Here is a 24097-nt window from a genome sequence, read left to right as displayed (position 1 = left end):
ACCGGGGCCGGAAATTACCATCTCAGTACTTGTGTTGTCCATGCAATGCTGAATTTCTTGAAAGGGGTGATGATTTTTTGCTCGGTCAATAAACGGTAACCAGCGGCTTGGTGCACTTTCAGTTCGGCAACACGCATGCGGAACAGCGCCCGCAATGGTCTTGTAAACAGGCGTTGGTCTGCAGGCATGTTTTTCCAGGCCAGGTCGGTTCTTTCAAGCAGATGCTCGCCCACCTCGCTGAACAGGGTTGTACTGGCCTCGCTGTGTTCCCTGCGTTTGATTTGATCTGCTGTTACCCCGTGTTTGGCCAGCAATTCAACAGGCAAGGGCTGAAATCCCTGGTCCAGGTACTTTGCCAGCCTGAGCAACTGGCACAGGCGGGTGGCTGAAGTCCAGAATTCCAGCAACTGTGTGCAATCCGTGTTTGGATATCCAAAACGGGCCTGAACCAAGTGAACCCAGGGCTTGGTTTCCAACAGTACGTCGTTGTGCCAATCCGCCATGCTGTTGTAACGCTTGGGCTCGCATCCGCTGGCCACCCGGTTAATCAATTCGCCCCAGTGCTCTGCCGGTAGTGTGGCAATCACTGGTTTTGATATCGCGGTAATGACCGGGTGAGGGTTGCTGTTGCCCCCGGCGTTGGCGAGGGCGTTTTGCCACCAGCCCAGTTTGACCTGTGTCAAGCCAGCCTCCAGCTGCTTCAGGCAAGCCTGCCGCAACTCGTGATTCAAGGTGAAGCAGCCAAGCCAAAATGCCTTCAGTTCCTCGGTTTGAAACAGAGTTGCGTAGTGCAGGGAGGCGGTTTCCCCGCTTACTTTCTCGCGGCAGTAGGCAAGCGGGTTTTCTAGAGATACGGCCATGTCACCTTCTAATTGGGGGTAATCCAGTCAATAAGTGACATTGTAAGGGCTTCAAAGTTAAAATCGGGCTATAATGCGCGCCTGCATGCGGATGTGGCGAAATTGGTAGACGCACCAGATTTAGGTTCTGGCGTAGCAATACGTGAAGGTTCGAGTCCTTTCATCCGCACCACCCCTCTTGTGCCCCGGGTATATCGCTTCTGGGGCGGTCCAGTTTTACCAAGCCCCCGCCAAAGCAGCTTCATACTTGTGTAAGATATCGGCAATTGTAGAGCCTTTACGCCCATTAACCACCCCCTTGGTCAACCTTGCCAAGGCAACTAGTTCAAGAGTTCCAAATGACTGAAACAACCACCACTGCCAGCTCACTCGAGAAAACCATTTCCTTGAAGCTGTCGGTTGAAAAAATCAATGCTGAAGTTGAAAAGCGCCTGAAAAAGGTAGCTCGTACAGCTCGCATGCCCGGTTTCCGCCCAGGTAAAGTGCCCATGAAAATGGTGGTACAAAACTATGGTCCCCAAGTGCATTCTGAAGTGTTGAACGATGAAATCGGTCGTACTTTCAGCGAAGAAGTTCAAAAGCAGGATCTGCGTGTGGCTGGTCAGCCCCGCATCGAAGCCGCCAAGGACGCCGCTGACGACGCTTTTGAGTTCAACGCCATTTTTGAAGTGTTCCCCGAAGTGAAGTTTGGTGACTTCGCTACATTGGAAATCGAGAAAACAGTGGTTGAAGTGTCCGACTCTGAAGTGGACAAAACCATTGAAATTCTGCGCAAGCAGCGCGCCAGTTTTGCTGAAGTAGACCGTGGCTCCGCTGAAGAAGACAAGGTAACTCTGGATTTCGTCGGTAAAATTGACGACGTCCCCTTCGATGGCGGCACAGCCGAAGACTTCTCGTTTGTAATCGGCAAGGGCCAAATGCTGCCTGAATTTGAAGCTGCGGCAAAGGGCTTGAAAAAAGGCGAAGAGAAAACCTTCGACCTGGCTTTCCCGGCCGATTACCACGGCAAGGACGTTGCAGGTAAAACTGCCCAGTTCACAATCACAATCAAGAAAGTGGAAGGCCCCCAGTTGCCTGAACTGAACGAAGAGTTCGCCAAGGCCATGGGCATCGCTGACGGTTCCCTGGAAAAGCTGCGTGAAGACGTGCGCGTGAACTTGAGCCGCGAAGTCAGCAACCGCACCAAGGCGCAAACCAAAGAAGCAGTCATGAATGCACTGTTGAAAGTGACTGAATTCGATGTGCCCAAAGCCCTGATTCAATCTGAAACCACCGAATTGGCCTCCCGTGCACGCCAGGACCTGAAGGCCCGTGGCATGCAAAACGTGGAAGAAATTCAGCTGCCCGAAGACATTTTCGCTGCACAAGCCGAGCGCCGTGTTCGCTTGGGCCTGATCGTGTCAGACTTGGTAAAAGAAAACAGCTTGCAAGCCAAACCCGAGCAGGTGCGTGCCTTCATCGAAGAGCAGGCCCAAAGCTACGAGAACCCTGCGGAAGTGATGCAGTGGTATTTCCAGGATCGCGCCCGTTTGGCGGATGTGGAAGCGGTTATTCTGGAAGACAATGTGGTTGAATTCGCTTTGAGCAAATCCAAAGTGGTTGAAAAGAAATTGTCCTTTGACGAACTGATGGGAAATAAATAAATGATGTGGAACCCTCGCTCTATGACTAACAACATGAACAATTCTGGTGCGCTTGAAACCCAGGGCAATATGTACGTGCCCATGGTGATTGAGCAAAGTGGTCGGGGCGAGCGGGCCTATGACATTTATTCGCGCTTGCTCAAAGAGCGCGTTATTTTCCTGGTGGGGCCGATCAACGATCAAATGGCCAACGTCATCGTGGCGCAAATGTTGTTCCTCGAAAGCGAAAACCCCGACAAAGACATTGCGCTGTATATCAACAGCCCAGGTGGTTCTGTGTCAGCGGGCATGGCCATTTACGACACCATGCAGTTCATCAAACCCGATGTTTCAACTCTTTGTACAGGCCTGGCGGCCAGCATGGGCGCGTTCTTGTTGTCTTCTGGCACCAAGGGCAAGCGTTTTTCGCTGCCCAACAGCCGAATCATGATTCACCAGCCTTTGGGTGGCGTGCAGGGTCAGGCATCCGACATTGAAATTCATGCCAAGGAAATCTTGTATTTGCGTGAGAAATTGAACGGAATACTGGCTGAGAACACAGGTAAGACCATCGAAGAGATTGCGCGTGACACAGATCGTGATAACTTTATGGGTGCAGACTCTGCCAAAGAGTATGGCTTGATTGACGACGTGTTGAAGCACCGTGTGCCTCCGGCCGACAAGAAGTAACTGCAGTAACATTAAAACCTTGATTTCTTGATTGCCCCTGCGGGGGCTTTCCAGAGGATAAAAGATGTCAGAAAAGAAAGGCTCAAGCGAAAAGCTGCTGTATTGCTCCTTCTGCGGCAAAAGCCAGCATGAGGTAAAAAAATTGATCGCAGGGCCCTCTGTGTTCATCTGCGATGAATGCATTGAGTTGTGCAACGACATCATTCGTGATGAAGCAGCGGAGGCCACGGCCACAGGTGGCGGCGACAAGCTACCCACCCCTCAGGAAATTCGTTCCATTCTTGACCAGTATGTGATTGGGCAGGACAAAGCCAAGCGTGTGCTGGCTGTAGCGGTTTACAACCACTACAAACGCTTGCGCCACATGAGCAAGAAAGACGACATTGAACTGACGAAAAGCAATATTTTGCTGGTTGGTCCAACGGGTTCGGGTAAAACGCTGTTGGCCCAAACTCTGGCCCGTTTGTTGAATGTACCTTTCGTCATTGCCGATGCCACTACGCTGACCGAAGCCGGTTACGTGGGCGAAGATGTGGAAAACATCATTCAGAAACTGCTGCAAAGCTGCAACTATGAAGTCGAAAAAGCGCAGCGCGGCATTGTTTATATTGACGAAATCGACAAGATTTCCCGCAAGTCAGACAACCCGTCCATTACACGCGATGTGTCGGGCGAGGGTGTACAACAAGCCTTGCTGAAATTGATTGAGGGCACTGTGGCCTCTGTTCCTCCACAGGGCGGCCGCAAACACCCCAACCAGGATTTCGTTCAAATTGACACCACCAACGTACTATTTATCGTGGGTGGTGCATTTGAAGGTTTGGACAAGGTGATTCGTAACCGTTCCGAGCGTTCGGGTATTGGCTTTGGTGCAACCGTGAAAAGCAAGGAAGAGGGCAATGTGGGCACCCTGCTGGCAGAAGTTGAGCCAGAAGACTTGATCAAGTTCGGTATCATTCCTGAATTGGTGGGTCGCTTGCCTGTAATTGCCACCCTCGAAGAACTGGATGAACCCGCTCTGATCGAGATTTTGACCAAGCCGAAAAATGCCATGGTCAAGCAGTTCGAAAAGCTGCTTGAGATGGACGGTGCTGAACTCGAAGTTCGCCCATCGGCGTTAAGCGCAATTGCCAAGAAAGCAATTCAGCGCAAAACAGGTGCGCGTGGTTTGAGAACCATTCTTGAACAGGCTTTGCTCGGCATTATGTACGATCTGCCTGGCGACACGAATGTCAAGAAAGTGGTGATTGATGAAAATACAATCAACGGTACGGGCCAGCCTTTGCTGATCTACGAAGACCAGCCCAAAGTGGCCAGCAGCAAAGACAAATCCTGATGCTGAAAACCACACCAAAACAGATTGCAAAATGATTAAAAAAGCCCAACTCCACGGTTGGGCTTTTTCTTTTCAGTGGTATTGTTAAATTGGTCGTGAAATAAAGCTTGAATAAGCGCGTTTTAACCCCACTGTAGGGTTATGCATTTAATAGGTGATTCATATGTCAGCAACTAACGTGCTTCCGGAACAACCCATCGAATTGTCACTGCTTCCATTGCGAGATGTAGTCGTGTTCCCGCACATGGTCATTCCGCTTTTCGTGGGCCGTCCAAAATCCATCAAAGCGTTGGAAATCGCGATGGAAACAGGCAAGAGTATTCTTCTGGTGGCGCAAAAATCTGCCACCAAAGATGAACCCAGCGACAAAGACATTTACAACATCGGCTGTGTCGCCAATGTACTCCAAATGCTGAAGCTGCCCGACGGCACCGTAAAGGTTTTGGTAGAGGGTGTGCAGCGTGCACGTTTGACCAAGGTAACGGATGAGGGAACACACTTCGCGGCCACGGCTTTGCCCTTGCTGCCCGATCCTTCACAGAGCCCGGAAACCGAGGCCATGAAGCGTGCCGTGATGGCGCAGTTTGATTCTTACGTGAAATTGAACAAGAAAATTCCGCCAGAAATTTTGACATCGCTGGCCAGCATTGAAGACATCGGCCGATTGGCGGATACCATTGTCAGCCACTTGCCATTGAAGCTGGAGCAGAAGCAATCCATTTTGGAAACCTTCAGCATTGCCCAGCGCTTGGAAGCTTTGTTGTCTCAACTAGAAACCGAGATCGATATTCTTCAGGTGGAAAAGCGCATCCGTGGTCGTGTAAAGCGCCAAATGGAAAAAAGCCAGCGCGAGTACTATTTGAACGAGCAGGTCAAAGCCATTCAGAAAGAACTGGGTGAGGGCGAAGATGGCGCGGACATGGAGGAGCTTGAAAAGCGAATCAAGGCTGCGCGCATGCCCAAGGAAGCCCTGAAAAAAGCCGAAGCCGAATTGAAGAAGCTCAAGCTGATGTCGCCCATGTCTGCTGAAGCCACTGTGATTCGCAATTACATCGACGTTTTGGTGGGTTTGCCCTGGAAGAAAAAAACCAAAATCAACAACGACCTTGCCAATGCCGAAAAGGTATTGGATGAAGATCATTATGGTTTGGAGAAAGTGAAAGAGCGCATTGTGGAGTACCTCGCGGTGCAGCAGCGTGTCGACAAACTGAAGGCACCTATTCTCTGTTTGGTGGGTCCCCCCGGAGTTGGTAAAACTTCGCTTGGACAATCTGTGGCCAAGGCAACAAACCGCAAGTTTGTTCGCATGGCCTTGGGTGGCGTGCGTGATGAAGCTGAAATTCGTGGCCACCGCAAAACCTATATTGGTTCCATGCCTGGCAAGGTATTGAACAGCATTACGAAAGTAGGTGTTCGCAATCCGCTGTTTTTGCTGGATGAGATCGACAAGATGGGACAGGACTTCCGTGGCGACCCCGCATCGGCTTTGTTGGAAGTACTGGATCCCGAGCAGAACAGCACCTTTATAGACCATTACGTGGAAGTGGAATACGACTTGAGCGATGTGATGTTTGTGGCCACTGCAAACTCACTGAACATCCCACATGCTTTGTTGGACCGCATGGAGGTGATTCGCTTGAGCGGTTACACCGAAGACGAGAAAGTGAACATCACGCAAAAGTATTTGCTGCCCAAGCAGTTGAAAAACAACGGCGTGAAAGACGAAGAGCTGAGTGTTTCCGAAGCAGCAATTCGTGATGTCATTCGCTTCTACACCCGCGAGGCGGGTGTGCGTGGTCTTGAGCGTGAAATGTCCAAAATTTGCCGCAAGGTTGTGCGTCAAATGGTGTTGGGCAAAAACGAAAAGAAAGTGCTGGTGACTCCGAAGAACCTCGACAAATTCCTGGGCGTTCGTCGCTTCAATTTCGGCATGGCTGAAAAAGAAAATCAGGTGGGTCAGGTCACTGGTTTGGCATGGACGGAGGTGGGCGGTGAATTGCTGACCATTGAAACTGTGTCCATGCCAGGCAAGGGCAATGTCATTCGCACAGGTTCTCTCGGTGATGTGATGAAAGAATCGGTGGAGGCTGCCCGTTCAGTGGTGCGCGCACGCGCGAACCGATTGGGAATTCGCAACGATGCTTTCGAGAAGCGCGACATTCACGTGCATGTACCTGAAGGCGCGACACCGAAAGATGGGCCCTCAGCCGGTATTGCGATGACCACTGCATTGGTGTCGACTTTGACGAATATGCCGGTGCGTTCTGACGTTGCAATGACTGGTGAAATTACTCTCCGTGGCGAAGTTTTGGGTATCGGTGGCTTGAAAGAAAAGCTGCTTGCTGCTCACCGCGGTGGTATTAAAACAGTGCTGATTCCCGAAGAAAACGTGAAGGATTTGGCAGAAATTCCAGCCAATGTGAAGAATAGTTTGGAGATTATTCCGGTGAAATGGATTGATCAAGTGCTGCAACATGCCTTGGAATCGCTACCAGAGCCAGTCTCCGAGCCGGCCGAGGTAATTGCGGGCAAAGCTGATGAGGCTGCTGCAAACCCAAGTGTAAAGCACTGATATCAATCGGTATTTTGAACAAGCCTCCGCATGAAAATGTGGAGGTTTTTTTTTGTGCATCGCGGAAAGCCTTAGCTGGCTTGAAAAATAAGGGTTATCCGCCCGCAAAATGTGTTGACAGCTAGGTTTCAGGCATGTCTAAATTAAGAACTGGAAGCAACGTGGTGCCTGTTTTTGGGCACTTTTTATTTGTCACCATGAGGGGGCTTTTTACATGAATAAAACCGAACTGATCGATCAAATTGCTGAGTCAGCAGAAATCTCCAAAGCGGCCGCTGGTCGTGCATTGGATGCAATGATTGCTGCTGTTAAAACTACCTTGAAAAAAGGTGGATCAGTAACTTTGGTTGGTTTTGGAACCTTTGCTGTTGGCAAGCGTGCTGCACGCAGCGGCCGTAACCCACGCACTGGCGCAACAATCAAAATCAAGGCAGCCAAAGTGCCCAAGTTCCGTCCCGGCAAAGCCCTGAAAGACGCAGTGAATTAAATTTAAAATTTTTTTGACAAAAGGTATTGCAGGCCGAGTTAATTTGTATATAATTGCGGTCTTGGCTGATTCGCAGCAAGACAAACACTAGTAAAACAGTGAGCGTCGGGTGCTTAGCTCAGTTGGTAGAGCGGAGCCCTTACAAGGCTTAGGTCGGGAGTTCGAGCCTCTCAGCACCCACCAACATTGCGAAACAGCAACCAACTCTGGAGTGGTAGTTCAGTTGGTTAGAATACCGGCCTGTCACGCCGGGGGTCGCGGGTTCGAGCCCCGTCCACTCCGCCAAACAAAAAAGGGAATCTTCGGATTCCCTTTTTTCATTTCCACGCTCTCATTCATTTCCAACCCCGGCCGCGCCCCACACGGTTTTCCGGTGTTTACCTTCAGGTATAGTATCCGCTTGTTGTTCAACACTAAATACCTACAAAACATGTTTGAATTCATCCGAAACAATCAGAAGATCATGCAGTTTGTGCTGCTGCTGTTTATTGCACCCGCATTTGCCTTGTTTGGTCTTGAGGGGTACAACACTGTCAGTGCTGACGCAAACGCGTTGGCGATTGTGGGCGATTATCCAATTACCCAGGAAGAGTTCGATCAGGTTAAGCGTGAGCGTATTGAAGAAGCACGTGCGCAGTCAGGCGACAACTTTGATCCAAAGGTGTTTGAATCACCAGAAATCAATCGCCAATTGTTGGATACATTGGTGCTTCAATATTTGCTTCAACAGTCGGTACAAAAGCAATATTTGACGGCTTCAGACAAAGCCTTGGCTGAAGACATCGCTCGCACTCCCTTGTTTCAGGTGGATGGCAAATTCGATCTTGAAACTTACAAGCGCGAGTTGGCTGCACGTGGTTTAACGCCTGCGCAGCACGAGGCAAATGTGCGTTTTGGCTTGGCGAGAAACCAGGTGCTTGACCCGGTTTTGCGTGCTTCTTTTTTCCCGGAAACACTGAAAACCCAGCTGGATGATGTGCAGTTGGCCGGTCGAGTGGTGCGCGTTAAAAATATTGACTTGGCCCCATACCTGGCCAACGTCAGTATTACGGATGAGCAAGTGGCTGCATTTTATGAAGCGAACAAAACCCAATTCATGGCACCTCAAAAAGCCGATGTGGAATATGTGGTGTTGTCGCCAGACACCATCAAATCCAAGATTGCAGTGAGCGATGCAGACATTGCAGCTTACTATGAACAAAACAAGGCCCGTTTTTCTGCTCCTGAAGAACGTCGTGCACGCCACATTTTGCTGGATGCCGAGAAAGAAGGTGCCTCTGCAGACGAACTGAAGGCAGCGGCGGAAAAAGTGTTGGCCGAGTTGAAAGCGAATCCATCCAGGTTTGCTGAAATTGCCAAGCAATACTCAATCGATCCGGGCTCATCAAATCAGGGTGGAGATCTCGGATTCTTCGGCAAAGGCGCCATGGTTCCCGAGTTTGAACAGGCCGTGTTTTCTCAGAAGAAAGGCGAACTCAGCGGCTTGGTGAAGAGCCAGTTTGGTTATCACATTGTTGAGGTAACCGACATTCGTGGTGGTGAGGTTCAAGCACTTGAGGAAGTGAAAACTCAAATTTCAGATGAAATCAAAAATCAAAAGATGACTGCGCAGTATGCCGATGCACAAGGGCGCTTCACCGAGTTGGTGTATGAAGGTGGTCAGTCGTTTGAGAACGTGATCAAGGCACTTGGTGTGCAGGCACAAACATTCAATGGTTTGACGCAAGGTGTAGCCAACGCGCCAGAGGTCTTGAAAGACGCGAAAGTGATGGCAGAAATTTTTTCATCGGACTCGATTGAAAGTAAAAACAACACCAAGGCTGTGCAAGTGGGTGAAGCCATGGTGTCTGCCCGCATCGTGAATTACACGGCTGCAGCAGCACGCCCGCTGGAGGAAATGAAGCCAGTGATTCAGGCTCGCTTAAAGCAGGAAGAAGCTGCAAAGGCTGCACTGAAAGACGCAGATGCTTTGGCTGCCAAGCTGGACAGTGAAAAGCCACAGGCTGGTTCTGATTTGTTGACCGGTTTTGCGGATTCAAGAACAGTGTCCGCTCTGAGCGCGGAGGGTTTGCCTGGTTTGGTGGCTCAGTCCGTGTTGAACACGGGTGTGTCTGAACTACCCAAAGCGAAGGTGGTTGGACTAGGCAACAACGGCTATGCGGTGGCGTGGGTTGAAAGCAGTGCACCGTCTTCGGAAGTCAAAGCGAAAGCAGATCCGCAGGTGGTTCAGTACTACGAGAATATTGCAGGGCAGGTGTATCAGGAAGCCTTGCTGCTGGCTGCACGCGATGCCATGAAAAAGCGTGTTGAAGTCGAGATCAAGAAGACGTTTTAATCTTGCAGGTATAGTGGATGCTGATGTGGTCGATTTGCAGCGCATCGCATCCCCGATTGACGTGGTTGTAGTTGATTTGCAGCGCGTCACTCATTCTGCCTTGATCAAGTCGAATTCCCCTTTTTGAATCTGGCTCAGGGCATGCGAAACGCGAGCGCGTCTTCGCATCAGATCCTGGCGGATCTGCCCCTCGCTGCGAATCAAAATGGGCGACTTGATCTTGAATCAGCAGAACGATGTAACGCTGCTGCAAATCCAGACCTCACCTTAAGTCGCTTAGCGCACGCGGTAAAAGATAACGCGAACTCGTATACGCTACCCGTAATATCTTCACTTCAATGTCGCTGAAAACGTCGGCCAAATATTTTCCAGAATTTTCGGTTGCGCCCCCGCATTTGGATGAATTCCATCTGCTTGAAACGCAGTGGGGTCTAGCGCGAAACCTTCCAGCATAAACGGCACCAAAGGCACCTTCTGTTTTCGTGCTACCTCTGGGAATGTATCGCCAAAGCGGCGGGCATATGCTGGCCCGTAATTCGATGGAATTTGCATGCCAATCAGTACAGCCTGAGCGCCATTGCGCCGGGCCGTGACCAGCATATTGGTCAAGTTGTCTTTCATCGTGTCCAGGGACAATCCGCGTAATCCGTCGTTGGCGCCAAGTTCCAAAATCATGTGTGTGGGTTGGTGTTGTTTCAGCAGGGCTGGCAAGCGTGTTTTCCCCCCGGCTGTGGTTTCACCTGACACTGACGCATTCACGACCTTGCAGTGCGGGAACTTTTCAGCCAAACGGACCTCCATTAAAGCGACCCAACCTTGTTCTTTGGGCAAGCCGTAAGCGGCCGAAAGGCTGTCGCCCATCACCAGTATTTTGCATTCCTGGCCTGTAGTTGCCGCAAAGCTGGATACACTGGTGGATAATCCAAAAGCGATCAGGCCCAATGCGAAGGCGTTGTTAATTTTTTTTGCAGTAAAGGCAAACATGAGTCGTGCAATCCTCGAAGTCGAAGGTTTAAATCAGCTGGTTCAAGACGGGCAAAGCAGTTTGTCCATTCTTGAGAACATTTCGTTCACTATAAATCAAGGCGAAGCGGTTGCCATTGTGGGTGCCTCCGGTTCAGGCAAATCCACATTGTTGGGCATGCTTGCTGGGTTGGACATTCCATCCAGTGGCGCAGTTCGCTTTTTGGGGGAAGACTTAACTCAACTTAACGAAGACCGCCGTGCCAGCCTGCGAGCTGAGCATGTGGGTTTTGTATTTCAATCCTTTCAGTTGTTGGATCACTTGAGTGCACTTGAGAATGTGATGCTGGCTACTGAACTGACGCCAATGCAAAATCGCGAAAAGGCCTGTAAGGATATGCTTGAGCGGGTGGGTTTGGGTGATCGCCTCAACCACACACCCAAAACCCTTTCGGGAGGCGAGCAGCAACGCGTGGCCTTGGCTAGGGCGTTTGTGCGTAAACCCACGATTGTGTTCGCCGATGAGCCAACTGGCAGCCTGGATTTTGCAACCGGCCAGCGAATAATTGACTTGATGTTTGACCTTCAGAAAGAGCAGGGCACCACTTTGATTCTGGTGACCCACGATGACAAGCTTGCGGCACGCTGTTCACGGCAATTGACCATTGCGGCGGGCGCTTTGGCCCAAGAGGTGGTTTAACCACGCTTTCATCCGCCCGGCAATTTCGCTCGCATGTGAAACGTACAAACCCTCTCGCTCACCCGCCAGCGGTTCAAGCGACAGCCCATGTAGATACACCGCGAATGATGCGGCTTTGAATTCATCCAGACCTTGCCCCAACATGGCCGCTACTGCGCCGGCAAGTACATCTCCACTGCCTGCGGTCGCCAGTGCGGGGCCACCCGTGGTGTTGATCTCAATTTGATTCGAATTGCAGACCAAACTGCCAGTGCCTTTCAACACCACGGTGCAGTCAAATTGAGAGGCCAGGGATTGCGCCGCCTTCACGCGATCGGCCTGAATCATTTCAGTTGTGCTTTGGAGAAGGCGTGCGGCCTCCAGCGGGTGCGGCGTCAACACCAGGTTTTTAGAGCGATGTTTTCGCCGGTAGTGCTGTAGCCGCGCACGCAATACCGAATTGGCTGCAAGAAGGTTCAGTGCGTCGGCGTCCCACACCATATCCAGACCTTTGTCGTGTTCAAGCAGTGCATGAACCATGTTCAAGGCCTCTTCACTTTGCCCCAAGCCTGGGCCGATCACAGCCGTATCCGCAAACTCAAGATTGCTTTCCAGCCCCTTGTTCATGATTTCCGGAAAGATCAGGTCGAGAAAGGGTGATTGGCCTTGACGCTGAACATCGGGCAAGTGCATGTCGGCTTCATGCAGCAGCGTCAAGGCTACTCGCCCGCAGCCCAGCATCAGGGCGGTTCTGGCGCTCAGTACGCAGGCTCCTACCATGCCTTGTTGGCCACCGAGCACAGCAATGCTGCCAAAGCTGCCTTTGTGGTGCTGATGGCCTCGTTTTGGCAGGTGTTGCAATTGATCAAGCCGGGAAACCGCGTGAACAAACATGCCCAATTCGGCCGTGTGCGGCCCCGTATCAAGCAGGGCGTCGCAATTTAGCGTGTCTATCCACAGCTCACCGCACAAATCTTTGCCTTGTTCACTTAGCAGGCCGTGCTTGCAGGCCAGGTAGCTGAAAGTGGTGTGCGCCTGAACCGCTGCGCCGGGCGCACTACCCGTATCGCAGTTCAGCCCGCTGGGGCAGTCCAGCGCATAAACCCAGGCCTTGTGGTGGTGGGCATTCACATGTCGAATCAATCGCTCTATTGCACCCTGTGGGGATCTGTCACAGGCTATTCCCAGCAGCCCGTCGATAATCACTGTGCCGGTATCAATGTCAGGCAAGGGCATGTCGGGTTCAAATTCCATGGGTTGAACACCGTGTGCCAAAGCCCACAATACAGCCTGCATGCGGTCTTTTGAGCCTGTTTTTCCATCGCTTACTTGCAGAAGGTTGACTTGCAGGCCTTTGCGTTTCAACTCCCCGGCCACAATGCAGGCATCTCCCCCATTGTTGCCTGGCCCGGCGAGCACCAGGCAAGGCGGTGAATGTGTCTTGCTGTGAACAATTTGATCGACAATTTTCAGGGCCGACCGTACCCCGGCGGCTTGCATGAGCAAAAAAGAATCGATGTGCGCAAAAGCCGCCTGTTCCAGCGCCCGGATTTGCTTGACTGACAGCACCGGCATTGATTTTTGGTCCAACTGTTGCCATTTGGCATGGTCAAGGTTCTCGGGGCTTAGTTCAATCAGTTCGGGCATGCGTATTCCAAGGAAATTCAGGGTGGTTTATCCGGGCTTTGTGCCCAGTTTCGGGGCCATAGCACTTATAATTCAAGATTACCTCAACCACCCCCGCTGCTGTTATGTCTCTTGCCCTGTCTTCGGCTGATCAATTCGATGTTTCCACCTTCCACGGCGCGTCTGCCTTGTCTGCTTTTCGTGCAGAAGGTTTGCTGAAACGCCTGCAAGCCATTGATTCAAACGTGTCGGCGGTGCGTGCGCATTTCGTTCATTTTGTGGCCACCCGGGGTGCGCTGGAGGGGCCGCAGCGCAAGGTGATGGAAGGCCTGCTCGATTACGGCCATCCTGCGCCGGCTTTGGACCGTGTCGACCTCAGCTGTGTGGTTGTTCCCCGCTTGGGTACGGTCAGCCCCTGGGCCTCCAAGGCCACCGACATTGCTCACAACGCTGGCCTGGCCAATGTGGTGCGAATGGAGCGCGGTATTGAGTTTCAACTGACATTCAAAAAGGGCCTGCTGGGTGGCAGCAAGCTGCCCGAAGGCACAGCGTTGCAAGCCTTGAAGGCTGTTCTCTACGACCGCATGACCGAGACTGTTTTGCCCGATGGCTTTGATGTAAAAGGCCTGTTCCTGCCCCTGCAGGGTAAAAGCCTCCAAATTGTGGAGCTTAGCGAAGGACGTAATTCCCTGGTGAAAGCCAACAGCGAACTTGGTCTGGCGCTGAGCGACGATGAAATTGATTACCTGCTGGATGCCTATACTGTGATGGGTCGCTCACCCACAGACGTCGAACTGATGATGTTCGCGCAGGCGAACAGCGAACACTGCCGTCACAAAATTTTCAACGCAACCTGGACGATTGACGGACAGGCGCAAAATGAAACACTGTTCGGGATGATTCGCAACACCCACAAAACCACGCCGCAAGGCACGGTGGTGGCATATTCCGACAATGCAGCCGTAATTGCTGGTGGCAAGGCTGAGCGCTTTTTTGCTGATGCGGATGGCGTGTATCGACCGCACGAGGAAACCACGCATTTTGTGATCAAGGTTGAAACCCACAACCATCCCACCGCTATTTCGCCATATGCGGGCGCTGCCACCGGTTCAGGCGGCGAAATACGTGACGAGGGTGCCACTGGCCGTGGCGCCAAGCCCAAAGCTGGCCTGTGTGGTTTTACCACCTCGCATTTGCGTTTTGAAGGTGGCAATGAAAGCTGGGAAAGTGGGCAAGACGCATTGGTGCCACTGGAGCAACGTGCAGAGCAGCCACAGCCTGTCGGCATTCCCACACGCATCGCCACGCCTGAACAAATCATGATCGATGGCCCAATTGGTGCGGCTGCCTTCAACAATGAATTTGGTCGCCCAAACCTGGGTGGCTATTTCCGCACATTCGAGCAACGTGTGGGTGATCGTGTTTATGGTTATCACAAGCCCATCATGATTGCGGGTGGCCTGGGCAACATTCGGGAAGTGCACACCCACAAGTGCGATTTGCCTGCGGGCAGCTTGTTGATTCAACTGGGTGGCCCTGGCATGCGCATTGGCATGGGCGGTGGTGCAGCTTCGTCGATGAATGCCGGTACCAACACAGAGTCGCTCGATTTTGATTCTGTACAGCGTGCCAACCCTGAAATGGAACGCCGTGCGCAGGAAGTACTCGACCGCTGCTGGACTCTGGGCGAGGCCAATCCGATTTTGAGCATTCATGATGTGGGCGCGGGCGGTATTTCCAACGCATTCCCCGAACTTGCCGATGCATCGAACAAAGGTGCAGAATTTGATTTGCGCAAAGTGAATCTGGATGAAAGCGGTTTGAGTCCTGCAGAGATTTGGTGCAATGAATCGCAAGAGCGCTATGTGATGGGTATTGCGCCTGAATCGCTTGAACTGTTCACGCAACTGTGTGAGCGCGAGCGTTGCCCCTTCTGTGTGGTGGGTGTTGTAACCGATGAACGGCAGTTGAAAGTGCTGGATGCTGAAAGCACCAGCAACCCCGTTGATATGCCCATGGAAGTTTTGCTGGGCAAGCCACCACGCATGGAACGAAACGACAATCGTGTTGAAACGGTAAAGGCGGCAATGGATTTGACCCAAACCGAATTGGGGCAGGCCATTGAACAAGTACTGAAATTCCCCGCTGTGGCTTCCAAGCGTTTCCTGATTACCATTGGCGACCGCACGGTGGGTGGTTTCACAGCCCGCGACCAAATGGTGGGGCCTTACCAGGTACCCGTGGCCGATGTGGCAGTGACCATTGACGATTACACCGGCTACGCTGGCCAGGCCATGGCCATGGGTGAGCGCACACCGCTTGCAGTGTTGAATGCACCTGCTTCAGGCCGCATGGCGATTGCAGAAAGTATTACGAACCTGCTGGCTGCACCTGTTGAAAAACTGGAAGACGTGAAGCTGAGCGCCAACTGGATGGCGGCTTGCGGCACACCCGGGCAAGATGCGGCTTTGTTCGACACCGTGAAAGCCATTGGCATGGACCTTTGCCCACAGTTGGGCTTGGGCATTCCAGTGGGCAAAGATTCGCTTTCCATGCGCACCCGCTGGAATGAGGGCGATGTGCAGAAGGAAGTGTTGTCGCCTGTCAGCTTGATTGTTTCTGCTTTCTCAAAAATCAACGATGTGCGTGGCACGCTAACGCCTGTGCTGAACACTGCTGAAGACACCGTGCTGGTGCTGGTTGATTTGGCACGCGGCAAAATGCGCATGGGCGCCAGCGTGTTGGCACAGGTGACCAACCAGTTGGGCACCGATGTACCCGATGTGGAGGATGCAAGCGACATTAAAAACTTCGCACAGGCTTTGAATGCCTTACGCCAGAAAGGCTTGGTACATGCTTACCACGACCGCTCCGACGGTGGTCTGCTGGCCGCCTTGGCGGAAATGAGTTTTGCCAGCCGATGTGGTTTGTCGATTAACCTGGACTTGATCACCATTGACCCATATTCAGCCGATTGGGGCGACTTCAAAATTCGCCCAGAACAGGTCAGCGTGCAGCGCGGCGAACTTACCCTGAAAGCCTTGTTCAACGAAGAACTGGGTGTGGTACTGCAAGTGCCAGCAGCTCAAAAAAGCGAAGCCATGCAGGTGCTGCGCGACTTCAATTTGAGCAAACACAGCAATATTATCGGCAAGCCAAATGACCGCGATGTGATTGAGTTCTACCGCGACGCGAAATGCATTTATTCGGAAAGCCGTGCCAAGCTTCAAGGCATTTGGGATGACACCAGCTATCAAATTGCCAAGCGCCGTGACAACCCGGCCTGCGCAGAAAGCGAACACAAGGCCGCAGCAGAATTGCCAAATGCCTTGGTGTGGAAACCCAGCTTTGACATTACCGAAAACCCCGCAGCGCCTTTCATCGCAACAGGTGCCAAGCCGCGTGTTGCTGTGCTGCGCGAACAAGGCGTAAATGGCCAGCTCGAAATGGCCGGTGCGTTTACGCTGGCAGGGTTCGAAGCTGTGGATGTACACATGAGCGACCTGCTCACCGGCAAGCGCAAGCTGACTGATTTCCAGGGCTTGGCCGCTTGCGGTGGTTTCAGTTATGGCGACGTGCTGGGTGCTGGCGAAGGTTGGGCCAAAACCATTCGCTACAACAGCGTACTGGCTGACCAGTTCGCCGAGTTCTTTGGCCGCGGCGATGTGTTTGGTTTGGGTGTTTGCAACGGTTGCCAAATGATGGCCACGCTGGCTGATCTAATTCCCGGCGCAACACATTGGCCAAAGCTGATGCGCAATGAAAGCGAGCAATATGAAGCACGCTTGGTGAATGTAAAAATCAACAAAACGCCCTCGATTTTGTTAGGTGGAATGGAAGGCTCGGTGGTGCCCGTGGTGGTTGCACACGGTGAAGGTCGCGCCGATTTTTCACGCCAGGGCAACCATGGCAAATTGAGCTCGGAAGGTTTGGTGGCCGTGCAGTATGTGAATTCGCAGGGCGAGGCCACACAGCAGTACCCATTCAACCCCAACGGTAGCCCTGAAGCGTTGGCAGGTTTCACCACGCCAGATGGTCGTTTCACCATCATGATGCCGCATCCGGAACGCGTATTCCGCAATGTGCAAATGAGCTGGGCGCCCAAAGATGCAGGCGAGTTTTCGCCTTGGATGCGTTTGTTCTACAACGCGCGCAAGGCCTTGGGTTAAATGGGCAGTAAAACCGTGTGGCAACCTCTGGTCATGGATCAGCAATGGCCCACCAGGGTGTTTGATGTGAATTGCACGGCATGCCCGCGCCTGCACGCTTTTCATGAACAAAACAGGCAAAAATTTCCTGACCATTTCAACGGGCCGGTGCCACCCTTTGGCCCGGTAAATGCTGAGTTGTTGATTGTTGGCTTGGCCCCCGGACTGCATGGCGCAAACCGCAGCGGAAGGCCTTTCACGGGTGACTATTGCGGCGACTTGCTGTACAGCACCTTGCACAAATATGGCTTTGCCAACAGGCCAGTTTCCATGGCTGTGGGCGATGGCATGCAACTGCTGAATGCGCGTGTGAGCAATGCTGTAAAGTGTGTTCCGCCGGAAAACAAGCCAACGCCGGCTGAAATAAAAACCTGCAACAAGTTCATTGCCCATGAGTTCAAAGTACACCCACCCAAGGCAGTGCTGGCACTGGGTTTGGTGGGGCACCAAGCGGTGCTGAAAGCCATGGACCAAAAGCAAAGTGCGTTCAAATTTGGGCATGCAGCCCAACATGACTTGGGTGCGTTTCGCTTATTCGACAGTTATCACGTTAGCCGATACAACACGCAAACGGGCCGGCTAACCGCACCCATGTTCGAAAGCGTACTGGAATCGATCAGCCATTTCCTGAAAGGGTGAGGACAGGGCAATGACCGACGAGCAACAAGCGCCAGAGACACCCTTTGACATCGTTGCGTTTTTGAAGGAATTGACCACAAGGCCCGGTGTGTATCGCATGATTGATGCAAATGGCACCGTGATGTATGTGGGCAAGGCCAAGAACCTGAAAAAACGGGTGTCTTCATACTTCCAGAAAACCCATGCCAGCCCGCGCACCAGCCATATGGTAGAGCGTATTGTGAGGGTGGATGTAACACCGACCCGAACTGAAGCAGAGGCCTTGCTGCTTGAAAACAACCTGATTAAAAGCTTAAGCCCACGCTACAACATTTTGTTTCGCGATGACAAAAGCTACCCCTACTTGCGGCTGACGAATCACAAGTACCCGCGTGTGGCTTATTACCGGGGTGCGGTGGATAAAAAATCACAATTTTTTGGCCCCTTTCCCAACGCTTGGGCTGTGAAGGAAAGCATTCAGGTTTTGCAGCGTGTATTTTTGCTGCGGACCTGTGAAGACACCGTATTTTCTCATCGCTCACGCCCGTGTTTGCAGGCGCAAATTCAGCGGTGCAGTGCGCCGTGTGTGAACTGGATCAGCCCGGAAGAGTATGCGAAAGATGTAGAAGCCGCATCGCGCTTCTTGCGGGGCGACCACAAGTCGGTACTGGCCAATCTGGAAGAGAAAATGCTGGAAGCCAGCGGCTTGCTCGAGTTTGAAAAAGCAGCCATGTACCGCAACCAGTTGGGTGCACTGAGCCGGGTGTTACAAAAGCAGTCTGTTGACACCACCGGCGGTGATGACGATGCAGACATTATCGCTGTGGTTATCAAGGGCGGTGCGGTTTGCGTGAACCTGGCCATGGTGCGCGGCGGGCGGCATTTGGGTGACAAACCCATGTTCCCCAGTGTGGCGCAGGCCAGCGAGGACATTGGCCCCGAGGTGCTGGAAGCCTTCTTGAGCCAGGCCTATGTGGACAGGCCAATTCCAAACCTGTTGATTGTGAATCAGGACCTGGACGCGCCTGAACTGCTGATGGCCTTGAGCCAACAAGCTGGCAAAAAAATCAACCTGATTCGACAGCCGCAAAGCGAGCGCAGAAAGTGGTTGGACATGGCGGTTGACAATGCGGAAATCGCAATTGCCAGACGAATCGCAGAGCAGGGTTCTGCGCAATTCCGCACGCGTGCGTTGGTTGAAACCCTGGGCCTGGAAACACGGCTTGAAGAAGCCTTGCAGGCCAGTGAGGCTGATGGCTTGCTCAGCGGAACGGCCGCAGGAGCCGAGCCTGTGGCAGATTCGCCTGCTGAGGAAATTGATTTGTTGGCCACTTTGCGTGTGGAATGTTTTGACATTTCGCACACGGCTGGCGAGGCCACGCAGGCCTCGTGTGTGGTGTTTCACAATCACGACATGCAAAGTCGTGAGTACCGCCGCTACAACATTGAGGGCATTACCCCGGGCGACGATTATGCAGCCATGCGCCAAGCGGTCACACGGCGTTATCAGCGCGAAGGAAAAACCCCCATCGTGATGCCGCATGTGGTGTTGATCGATGGTGGCAAAGGGCAAATTGAAGTGGCACGCCAGGTGTTTGAGCAACTGGGCCTGGACATTGGCCTGATTGTGGGTGTAAAAAAAGGCGAGAATCGCAAGGTAGGTCTGGAAACACTGGTGTTTCCAGATGGGCGTCCAAGCCTGGAGCTGGGCCCTGGTCACCCCGCACTCATGTTGATTGCGCAAATTCGTGACGAGGCCCACCGCTTTGCGATTACCGGCATGCGGGCCAAGCGTGCCAAGGCAAGGCAAGCTTCCGAGCTGGATGAAATTGAAGGCATTGGCGCGCGTCGCAAGCAAAAGTTGCTGACCCGTTTTGGCGGTTTGCGTGGTGTAAAAGCAGCCAGCGTGGAAGACTTGCAAACGGTCGAGGGCATTTCGAAAACGCTGGCCGAAGAAATATATCGGCGTTTGCATTGAATATGTGCGCCTCAACAGGTGTTGGCGCTGATATATTCTGTACCTCTGTAGCTTGTATTTTTTACTTAACAAAAGAAAAACAGATATGCCAATGAACCTGCCCATGATCCTGACCTGGGTCCGGATTGTACTGATTCCCTTGGTTGTCGGCATTTATTTTCTGCCTGAAACAATCATGTCCATCTCCATGCAAAACTGGGTAGGTGCCTGGGTGTTTGTCTTCGCGGCCATTACCGACTTTGTGGATGGTTACCTGGCACGCCGCTGGAATCAAACCTCGGCTTTTGGTGCATTTCTTGACCCCGTGGCCGACAAGCTGATGGTGGGCGCTGCCTTGATTGTGCTGGTTGATCTTGGGCGTATCGGCCCATTTATCGCGCTGATTATTATTGGTCGAGAAATTACCATTTCCGCCCTACGCGAATGGATGGCCAGCATCGGCGCGCGCAACAGCGTGGCCGTGAACTGGCTTGGCAAATTCAAAACTATCGCGCAAATGGTGGCCATTCCCATGTTGTTGGTCAATGAAACCTGGATGGGCATCGACTTCCATGTGCTGGGTACCTTGGGTATTTACGTGGCAGCCGTTTTGACGGTTTGGTCGATGTGCTATTACCTGATGAAAGCCTGGCCAGAACTCCGCAATCGAAGCTGATCGCTTCCGGACACATTTCGCCATGAACAAAAGCAATTTGCTGCCCCAGCCATATCCGTTGCGGCATGCACTCAACGATGAAGTTCATTCCCGCCCCACTGAGGCCCTGTGGCCACAGGAAAGGGTGTTCCATATCGCTTTGCTGGTGCAAGGAGATGTGACGCCTGAGATCGTGGCGCAACTGCAAGCACTGGTGGACTATTGCGGATGCAAACCAGTTTCCGATGACGAGCTGGCTGCACCCCAGGTAAGCCTTAGCCTGTGCGGCGGTGAATCTGCCTTGCGCCTGCGGCTGGAGCGCCACAATGAATTCATTACATTGACCTTCTTTGAGCGGGCTGATCATGCGATTGTGTTTGATCGCCCGGTAACACGCCGTTTGCCGCCCAGTTGGATGGCTGCTCTGCCAGGCGTGATGTTGGTGGCCATTGAGCTGTTTGTTCAAAAAACGGACACCCCCCGAGAACCGCGTAGCGTGGCCGGTTATTTTGATGGCAACACCCTCATTGGCGGCATGATTGCCAATGGCGCGGGGCAGGTGTTTTCCGATCTTCGAATTGCAGACCGAGGTGCAAGTCGCATTTTGATTTGCAATTTGAAAATGGGATCGCGACAACTGGGCAGGGTGGTTCAGCGCACCATCGAGATGGAAACTTACCGCATGATGGCCTTGCTCAGCTTTCCGGTGGCGCGTGCTACATTGCCGAAGCTTTCGTCTTATGAAGACCGCTTGGTGAAGCTGGCCACTGAAATGGCCGAAACCAGCAAAACCGAAGACCTGGCCGAAGTGACCAGCGAGGATGTGGAGCTGGATCGAAAGTTGTTGAGCCAGCTGACCGACCTGGCTGCGCGTGTGGAGCAGTTAAGCGCCGAGAACCGGGTACGTTTTACCGCAGCTGAAGCATACACCGACCTGGTTAAAAAACGCATTGCCGAATTGAAAGAAATCCCCATGGTGGGCATGCAAACCTTTGGCGAGTTCATGGACCGCCGCTTGGGCCCCGCCATGAAAACCTGCACCTGGACTGCACGCCGGCAAGACGAATTGGCCGCCCGTATTTCACGGGTAACCCAACTGCTGCGCACGCGGGTTGAAATTGAGCGTGAAAGCCAGAACCAGCGATTGCTGACCAGCATGGACAAGCGTGCCAAGGTGCAGTTGCGCTTGCAGGAAACCGTGGAAGGTTTGTCGATTGTTGCCATTTCCTATTACGGTGCCAGCTTGGTGGGTTACCTGGCCAAGGGTTTGAAAACGGTGGGTGTGCCTGTTTCACCCGACTTGGCCATTGCCGTGGCCATTCCGACCATTGCTGTGCTGGCGTATGTCAGCATGCAAGCCATGAAAAAGCGCATGGGTTTGAAAGGCTGAGGAATATTCGGAAATATTGCCCCCACGGGTTTCCAAACCAAAGGGTTTGTGGTTATAATTGCGGGCTCGGAAGCTTGGCAGAGCGGTTGAATGCACCGGTCTTGAAAACCGGCGAAGGTGAAAGCCTTCCGTGAGTTCGAATCTCACAGCTTCCGCCAAAAACATCAAAACCCGCCCTAGTGGCGGGTTTTTTGTTTTTGCGACCTGTGAGTCGATTCGAACGAACGGATCGTGACGATCGGTGAATACCGATTTTTTGATTGATTCATCATCGGCTGTTAGACTAGGACCCGTCTGAAACCAAACGAGACTCACAACAATGGCCCAGGTTGAAATTCCTTTGTCGAATACCTTCCAGCAGTTTTTCCAATCCGAACGCGCGGGCAGTGTGCTTTTGACCGCCTTTGCGCTGCTTGCGCTTGCCTTGGCCAACTCCCCAATAGGCAATGAGTTCGTTGGCTTTTGGCAAAACGTAGTAGCCGGCTTGAGCCTGGCGTATTGGGTTAACGATGGACTGATGGCGATCTTTTTTCTGCTTGTTGGCCTTGAACTAAAGCGTGAACTGGTGAGTGGTGAGCTTTCAAATTTAAAAAAGGCGTTGTTTCCCGTTCTTGCGGCGGCTGGTGGGGTTCTTATTCCAGCAAGCATTCATTTTGCATTGAATGCCGGTACACCTACACAGGCCGGTATCGGCATTCCAATGGCGACAGACATTGTTTTTGCTTTGGCTGCATTAAGTCTGCTTGGAAAATCGGTGCCTGCTTCCCTGAAGGTTTTTCTGGTGGCCGTGGCGGTCGTCGATGACCTGGTGGCCATCATCGTAATCGCTGTGTTTTACACAAGCCAGTTATCTCTCACTTTCCTGGGATTGGCCTTGCTGGTACTCATTGCGATGTTTGTCATGAATCGTTTATTCAAAATCGTGACACTTGTGCCGTATCTTCTTTTGGGTGTTTTGATGTGGTTCTTCATGTTGAAGTCGGGTGTGCATGCGACCCTTGCCGGCGTATTACTGGCTTTCGCCATTCCAGCTTCCAAAGTGGTTGACGACGCCGACTCACCTTCCGAGGTGCTTGAACATGCGCTTCACAAGCCAGTGACACTGCTGATTCTGCCGATCTTCGCTTTTGTGAACGCTGGGGTAATTGTTGGTGCGGGCTGGGCAGAAAGTTTAATGAGTTCCAACAGCATGGGTATTATTCTTGGTCTGGTTGTTGGCAAACCCATTGGTGTGACCTTGTTCGCGTTTGTGGCTGTGGCTCTTGGTTTGTGCCGTTTACCAAATGATTTGGCCTGGCGTCATGTGTTCGGTGCCGGGGCCTTGGCGGGTATTGGATTCACAATGTCCATCTTCATTACCAACCTTGCCTTTGTGGGCGCGGGCGATCTGGTCAACGATTCAAAAATGGCGATTTTGATTGCCTCTGTGTTGTCCGGCCTGATTGGATTCACTTGGCTGAAATTACGCGGCTCTCCGGCGAACTAAAGTGCGAACAGCGCGCCCAGTTGTTTGTAAGTGTCTTGATCAGTCTCTGCCGGGCTGGCGCTCAGCGCTTTGACCTTGTTCATCACTGTTTCCCAGCGCTTCTGCTCAATCGGGTTTTCTTCTGTTTGCGTACGCAGTTCAAAGGCATTTGCAAATAGAGCAACGCCTGTACGCACGTCGGTTGAATGGAAAAAGCAGCTTTGAATGCCCAGCAAGGTGTCTCGGTCGAGCACTCGGGCACAAGCTGTGTCGAGCTTGCCACCGAAGATTTCATCAATCCAGTTCACGCTTTTGTCAAAGAACAGGTTGACTTGCCTGCCGGGCTCAACAGAGTGTGTGTGGCCGCAGGGCACGAATACGCCTTGTGACTTGAACCACTCCCCATCACAGAAACAGGCAATTTCCTTGCCGTCCAGGTCAATGGCAATTTGGTGGGTCCAGTGGGCATGCCCACCTGTTTTGCCAGGCACCCCTACAAACGCAGCAAGCCCGGTCGTACAACCAAAATTCTTGCCAATGGTAATGACATCGCCCGGCATCAAGAAATCCTACAAAACTGCAAAGTGTTTTGCATTGTACACCAAGGGTCAGAATGGCTTGCCAGCAACAAAAA

At 52.4% G+C, this 24097-nt stretch carries 18 protein-coding genes and 4 tRNA genes; 17 read left to right on the top strand and 5 right to left on the bottom strand.

The genetic code is table 11. From position 1 onward, the window contains the following. Window positions 1-14: 14 nt before the first annotated feature. On the bottom strand, window positions 15-860 hold the full coding sequence (locus tag HKT17_RS08940; protein ID WP_171099449.1) for a squalene/phytoene synthase family protein: 846 nt from the start codon (window positions 858-860) through the stop codon (window positions 15-17). 87 nt (window positions 861-947) lie between these two features. On the opposite strand from HKT17_RS08940, the gene HKT17_RS08935 reads away from it, so the two are divergent. The 9 genes from HKT17_RS08935 to HKT17_RS08895 all read left to right on the top strand — a co-directional run bounded on the left by HKT17_RS08935 (window position 948) and on the right by HKT17_RS08895 (window position 9902). Beyond that, window positions 948-1032: transfer RNA gene (locus HKT17_RS08935), tRNA-Leu, on the top strand. Window positions 1033-1198: 166 nt separating this feature from the next. Next, the gene (tig, locus tag HKT17_RS08930; protein ID WP_105029306.1) at window positions 1199-2503 is read left to right on the top strand and encodes a trigger factor; all 1305 of its coding nucleotides are present in this window, start codon (window positions 1199-1201) and stop codon (window positions 2501-2503) included. 21 nt (window positions 2504-2524) lie between these two features. Further along, window positions 2525-3172 carry an ATP-dependent Clp endopeptidase proteolytic subunit ClpP gene (clpP, locus tag HKT17_RS08925; protein ID WP_105029305.1) on the top strand — a complete coding sequence of 216 codons (648 nt, stop codon included), beginning with the start codon at window positions 2525-2527 and terminating at the stop codon, window positions 3170-3172. A gap of 64 nt (window positions 3173-3236) precedes the next feature. Further along, window positions 3237-4508, top strand: a complete 1272-nt coding sequence (clpX, locus tag HKT17_RS08920; RefSeq protein ID WP_008248422.1) for an ATP-dependent Clp protease ATP-binding subunit ClpX — start codon at window positions 3237-3239, stop codon at window positions 4506-4508. Between the two features lie 163 nt (window positions 4509-4671). Next, entirely contained in the window at window positions 4672-7080 is a 2409-nt protein-coding gene (lon, locus tag HKT17_RS08915) for an endopeptidase La (protein ID WP_171099447.1), read from the top strand. A 214-nt stretch (window positions 7081-7294) separates the two neighbouring features. Then, a complete protein-coding gene (locus HKT17_RS08910; RefSeq protein ID WP_105029303.1) occupies window positions 7295-7567 on the top strand; it encodes an HU family DNA-binding protein in 273 nt (90 codons plus the stop codon). A 107-nt stretch (window positions 7568-7674) separates the two neighbouring features. Then, a tRNA-Val gene (locus tag HKT17_RS08905) sits at window positions 7675-7750 on the top strand. A 25-nt stretch (window positions 7751-7775) separates the two neighbouring features. Beyond that, a tRNA-Asp gene (locus HKT17_RS08900) sits at window positions 7776-7852 on the top strand. 145 nt (window positions 7853-7997) lie between these two features. Beyond that, on the top strand, window positions 7998-9902 hold the full coding sequence (locus HKT17_RS08895; protein ID WP_171099445.1) for a SurA N-terminal domain-containing protein: 1905 nt from the start codon (window positions 7998-8000) through the stop codon (window positions 9900-9902). Here HKT17_RS08895 and HKT17_RS08890 read toward each other — a convergent pair. Together HKT17_RS08890 and HKT17_RS08885 are read right to left on the bottom strand one after the other, a co-directional pair. Further along, window positions 9886-10155, bottom strand: a complete 270-nt coding sequence (locus HKT17_RS08890; RefSeq protein WP_146106710.1) for a hypothetical protein — start codon at window positions 10153-10155, stop codon at window positions 9886-9888. The genes HKT17_RS08895 and HKT17_RS08890 overlap by 17 nt on opposite strands. Before the next feature lie 77 nt (window positions 10156-10232). Beyond that, on the bottom strand, window positions 10233-10886 hold the full coding sequence (locus HKT17_RS08885) for an arylesterase (RefSeq protein ID WP_171099443.1): 654 nt from the start codon (window positions 10884-10886) through the stop codon (window positions 10233-10235). Here HKT17_RS08885 and HKT17_RS08880 point away from each other — a divergent pair. Further along, complete coding sequence (locus tag HKT17_RS08880) at window positions 10885-11565, top strand: ABC transporter ATP-binding protein (RefSeq protein WP_171099440.1); 681 nt, start codon at window positions 10885-10887, stop codon at window positions 11563-11565. The two genes, HKT17_RS08885 and HKT17_RS08880, sit on opposite strands and share 2 nt — an antisense overlap. On the opposite strand, the gene HKT17_RS08875 is transcribed toward HKT17_RS08880, so the two are convergent. Further along, window positions 11515-13191: an NAD(P)H-hydrate dehydratase gene (locus HKT17_RS08875; RefSeq protein WP_171099437.1), complete on the bottom strand. Its 1677-nt coding sequence runs from the start codon at window positions 13189-13191 to the stop codon at window positions 11515-11517. The genes HKT17_RS08880 and HKT17_RS08875 overlap by 51 nt on opposite strands. Before the next feature lie 104 nt (window positions 13192-13295). Between HKT17_RS08875 and purL the strand changes: the two genes are divergently transcribed. From purL to nhaA, 7 genes are all read left to right on the top strand, one after another. Next, window positions 13296-17339, top strand: a complete 4044-nt coding sequence (purL, locus tag HKT17_RS08870) for a phosphoribosylformylglycinamidine synthase (RefSeq protein ID WP_171099427.1) — start codon at window positions 13296-13298, stop codon at window positions 17337-17339. Continuing rightward, the gene (locus HKT17_RS08865; RefSeq protein WP_205882401.1) at window positions 17340-18017 is read left to right on the top strand and encodes a uracil-DNA glycosylase; all 678 of its coding nucleotides are present in this window, start codon (window positions 17340-17342) and stop codon (window positions 18015-18017) included. A 10-nt stretch (window positions 18018-18027) separates the two neighbouring features. Then, complete coding sequence (gene uvrC / locus HKT17_RS08860; RefSeq protein WP_171099424.1) at window positions 18028-19974, top strand: excinuclease ABC subunit UvrC; 1947 nt, start codon at window positions 18028-18030, stop codon at window positions 19972-19974. Between the two features lie 85 nt (window positions 19975-20059). Next, a complete protein-coding gene (gene pgsA / locus HKT17_RS08855; RefSeq protein ID WP_171099422.1) occupies window positions 20060-20629 on the top strand; it encodes a CDP-diacylglycerol--glycerol-3-phosphate 3-phosphatidyltransferase in 570 nt (189 codons plus the stop codon). Between the two features lie 22 nt (window positions 20630-20651). Beyond that, window positions 20652-21998 (top strand): DUF3422 family protein, encoded by a 1347-nt coding sequence (locus HKT17_RS08850; protein WP_171099420.1) that lies wholly within the window; start codon window positions 20652-20654, stop codon window positions 21996-21998. Window positions 21999-22066: 68 nt separating this feature from the next. After that, a tRNA-Ser gene (locus tag HKT17_RS08845) sits at window positions 22067-22156 on the top strand. Window positions 22157-22317: 161 nt separating this feature from the next. After that, on the top strand, window positions 22318-23484 hold the full coding sequence (gene nhaA, locus HKT17_RS08840; RefSeq protein WP_171099419.1) for a Na+/H+ antiporter NhaA: 1167 nt from the start codon (window positions 22318-22320) through the stop codon (window positions 23482-23484). On the opposite strand, the gene HKT17_RS08835 is transcribed toward nhaA, so the two are convergent. After that, window positions 23481-24023, bottom strand: coding sequence for a hypothetical protein (locus HKT17_RS08835; protein ID WP_171099417.1), 543 nt, complete (start codon window positions 24021-24023; stop codon window positions 23481-23483). The two genes, nhaA and HKT17_RS08835, sit on opposite strands and share 4 nt — an antisense overlap. Window positions 24024-24097: the final 74 nt, after the last annotated feature.

Origin of the sequence: Limnobacter sp. SAORIC-580, assembly GCF_013004065.1 — a bacterium.
GTDB lineage: Bacteria > Pseudomonadota > Gammaproteobacteria > Burkholderiales > Burkholderiaceae_B > Limnobacter > Limnobacter profundi.
The sequence above is the reverse complement of the archived record's forward strand: the minus strand, read 5'-3'. Positions and strand labels throughout refer to the sequence as shown.

What these genes read in the sequence shown, in the direction of transcription:
- HKT17_RS08940 (WP_171099449.1), bottom strand. Translation starts at nt 860, where the DNA reads ATGGCCGTATCTCTAGAAAACCCGCTTGCCTACTGCCGCGAGAAAGTA.
- tig (WP_105029306.1), top strand. Translation starts at nt 1,199, where the DNA reads ATGACTGAAACAACCACCACTGCCAGCTCACTCGAGAAAACCATTTCC.
- clpP (WP_105029305.1), top strand. Translation starts at nt 2,525, where the DNA reads ATGACTAACAACATGAACAATTCTGGTGCGCTTGAAACCCAGGGCAAT.
- clpX (WP_008248422.1), top strand. Translation starts at nt 3,237, where the DNA reads ATGTCAGAAAAGAAAGGCTCAAGCGAAAAGCTGCTGTATTGCTCCTTC.
- lon (WP_171099447.1), top strand. Translation starts at nt 4,672, where the DNA reads ATGTCAGCAACTAACGTGCTTCCGGAACAACCCATCGAATTGTCACTG.
- HKT17_RS08910 (WP_105029303.1), top strand. Translation starts at nt 7,295, where the DNA reads ATGAATAAAACCGAACTGATCGATCAAATTGCTGAGTCAGCAGAAATC.
- HKT17_RS08895 (WP_171099445.1), top strand. Translation starts at nt 7,998, where the DNA reads ATGTTTGAATTCATCCGAAACAATCAGAAGATCATGCAGTTTGTGCTG.
- HKT17_RS08880 (WP_171099440.1), top strand. Translation starts at nt 10,885, where the DNA reads ATGAGTCGTGCAATCCTCGAAGTCGAAGGTTTAAATCAGCTGGTTCAA.
- HKT17_RS08885 (WP_171099443.1), bottom strand. Translation starts at nt 10,886, where the DNA reads ATGTTTGCCTTTACTGCAAAAAAAATTAACAACGCCTTCGCATTGGGC.
- HKT17_RS08875 (WP_171099437.1), bottom strand. Translation starts at nt 13,191, where the DNA reads ATGCCCGAACTGATTGAACTAAGCCCCGAGAACCTTGACCATGCCAAA.
- purL (WP_171099427.1), top strand. Translation starts at nt 13,296, where the DNA reads ATGTCTCTTGCCCTGTCTTCGGCTGATCAATTCGATGTTTCCACCTTC.
- HKT17_RS08865 (WP_205882401.1), top strand. Translation starts at nt 17,340, where the DNA reads ATGGGCAGTAAAACCGTGTGGCAACCTCTGGTCATGGATCAGCAATGG.
- uvrC (WP_171099424.1), top strand. Translation starts at nt 18,028, where the DNA reads ATGACCGACGAGCAACAAGCGCCAGAGACACCCTTTGACATCGTTGCG.
- pgsA (WP_171099422.1), top strand. Translation starts at nt 20,060, where the DNA reads ATGCCAATGAACCTGCCCATGATCCTGACCTGGGTCCGGATTGTACTG.
- HKT17_RS08850 (WP_171099420.1), top strand. Translation starts at nt 20,652, where the DNA reads ATGAACAAAAGCAATTTGCTGCCCCAGCCATATCCGTTGCGGCATGCA.
- nhaA (WP_171099419.1), top strand. Translation starts at nt 22,318, where the DNA reads ATGGCCCAGGTTGAAATTCCTTTGTCGAATACCTTCCAGCAGTTTTTC.
- HKT17_RS08835 (WP_171099417.1), bottom strand. Translation starts at nt 24,023, where the DNA reads ATGCCGGGCGATGTCATTACCATTGGCAAGAATTTTGGTTGTACGACC.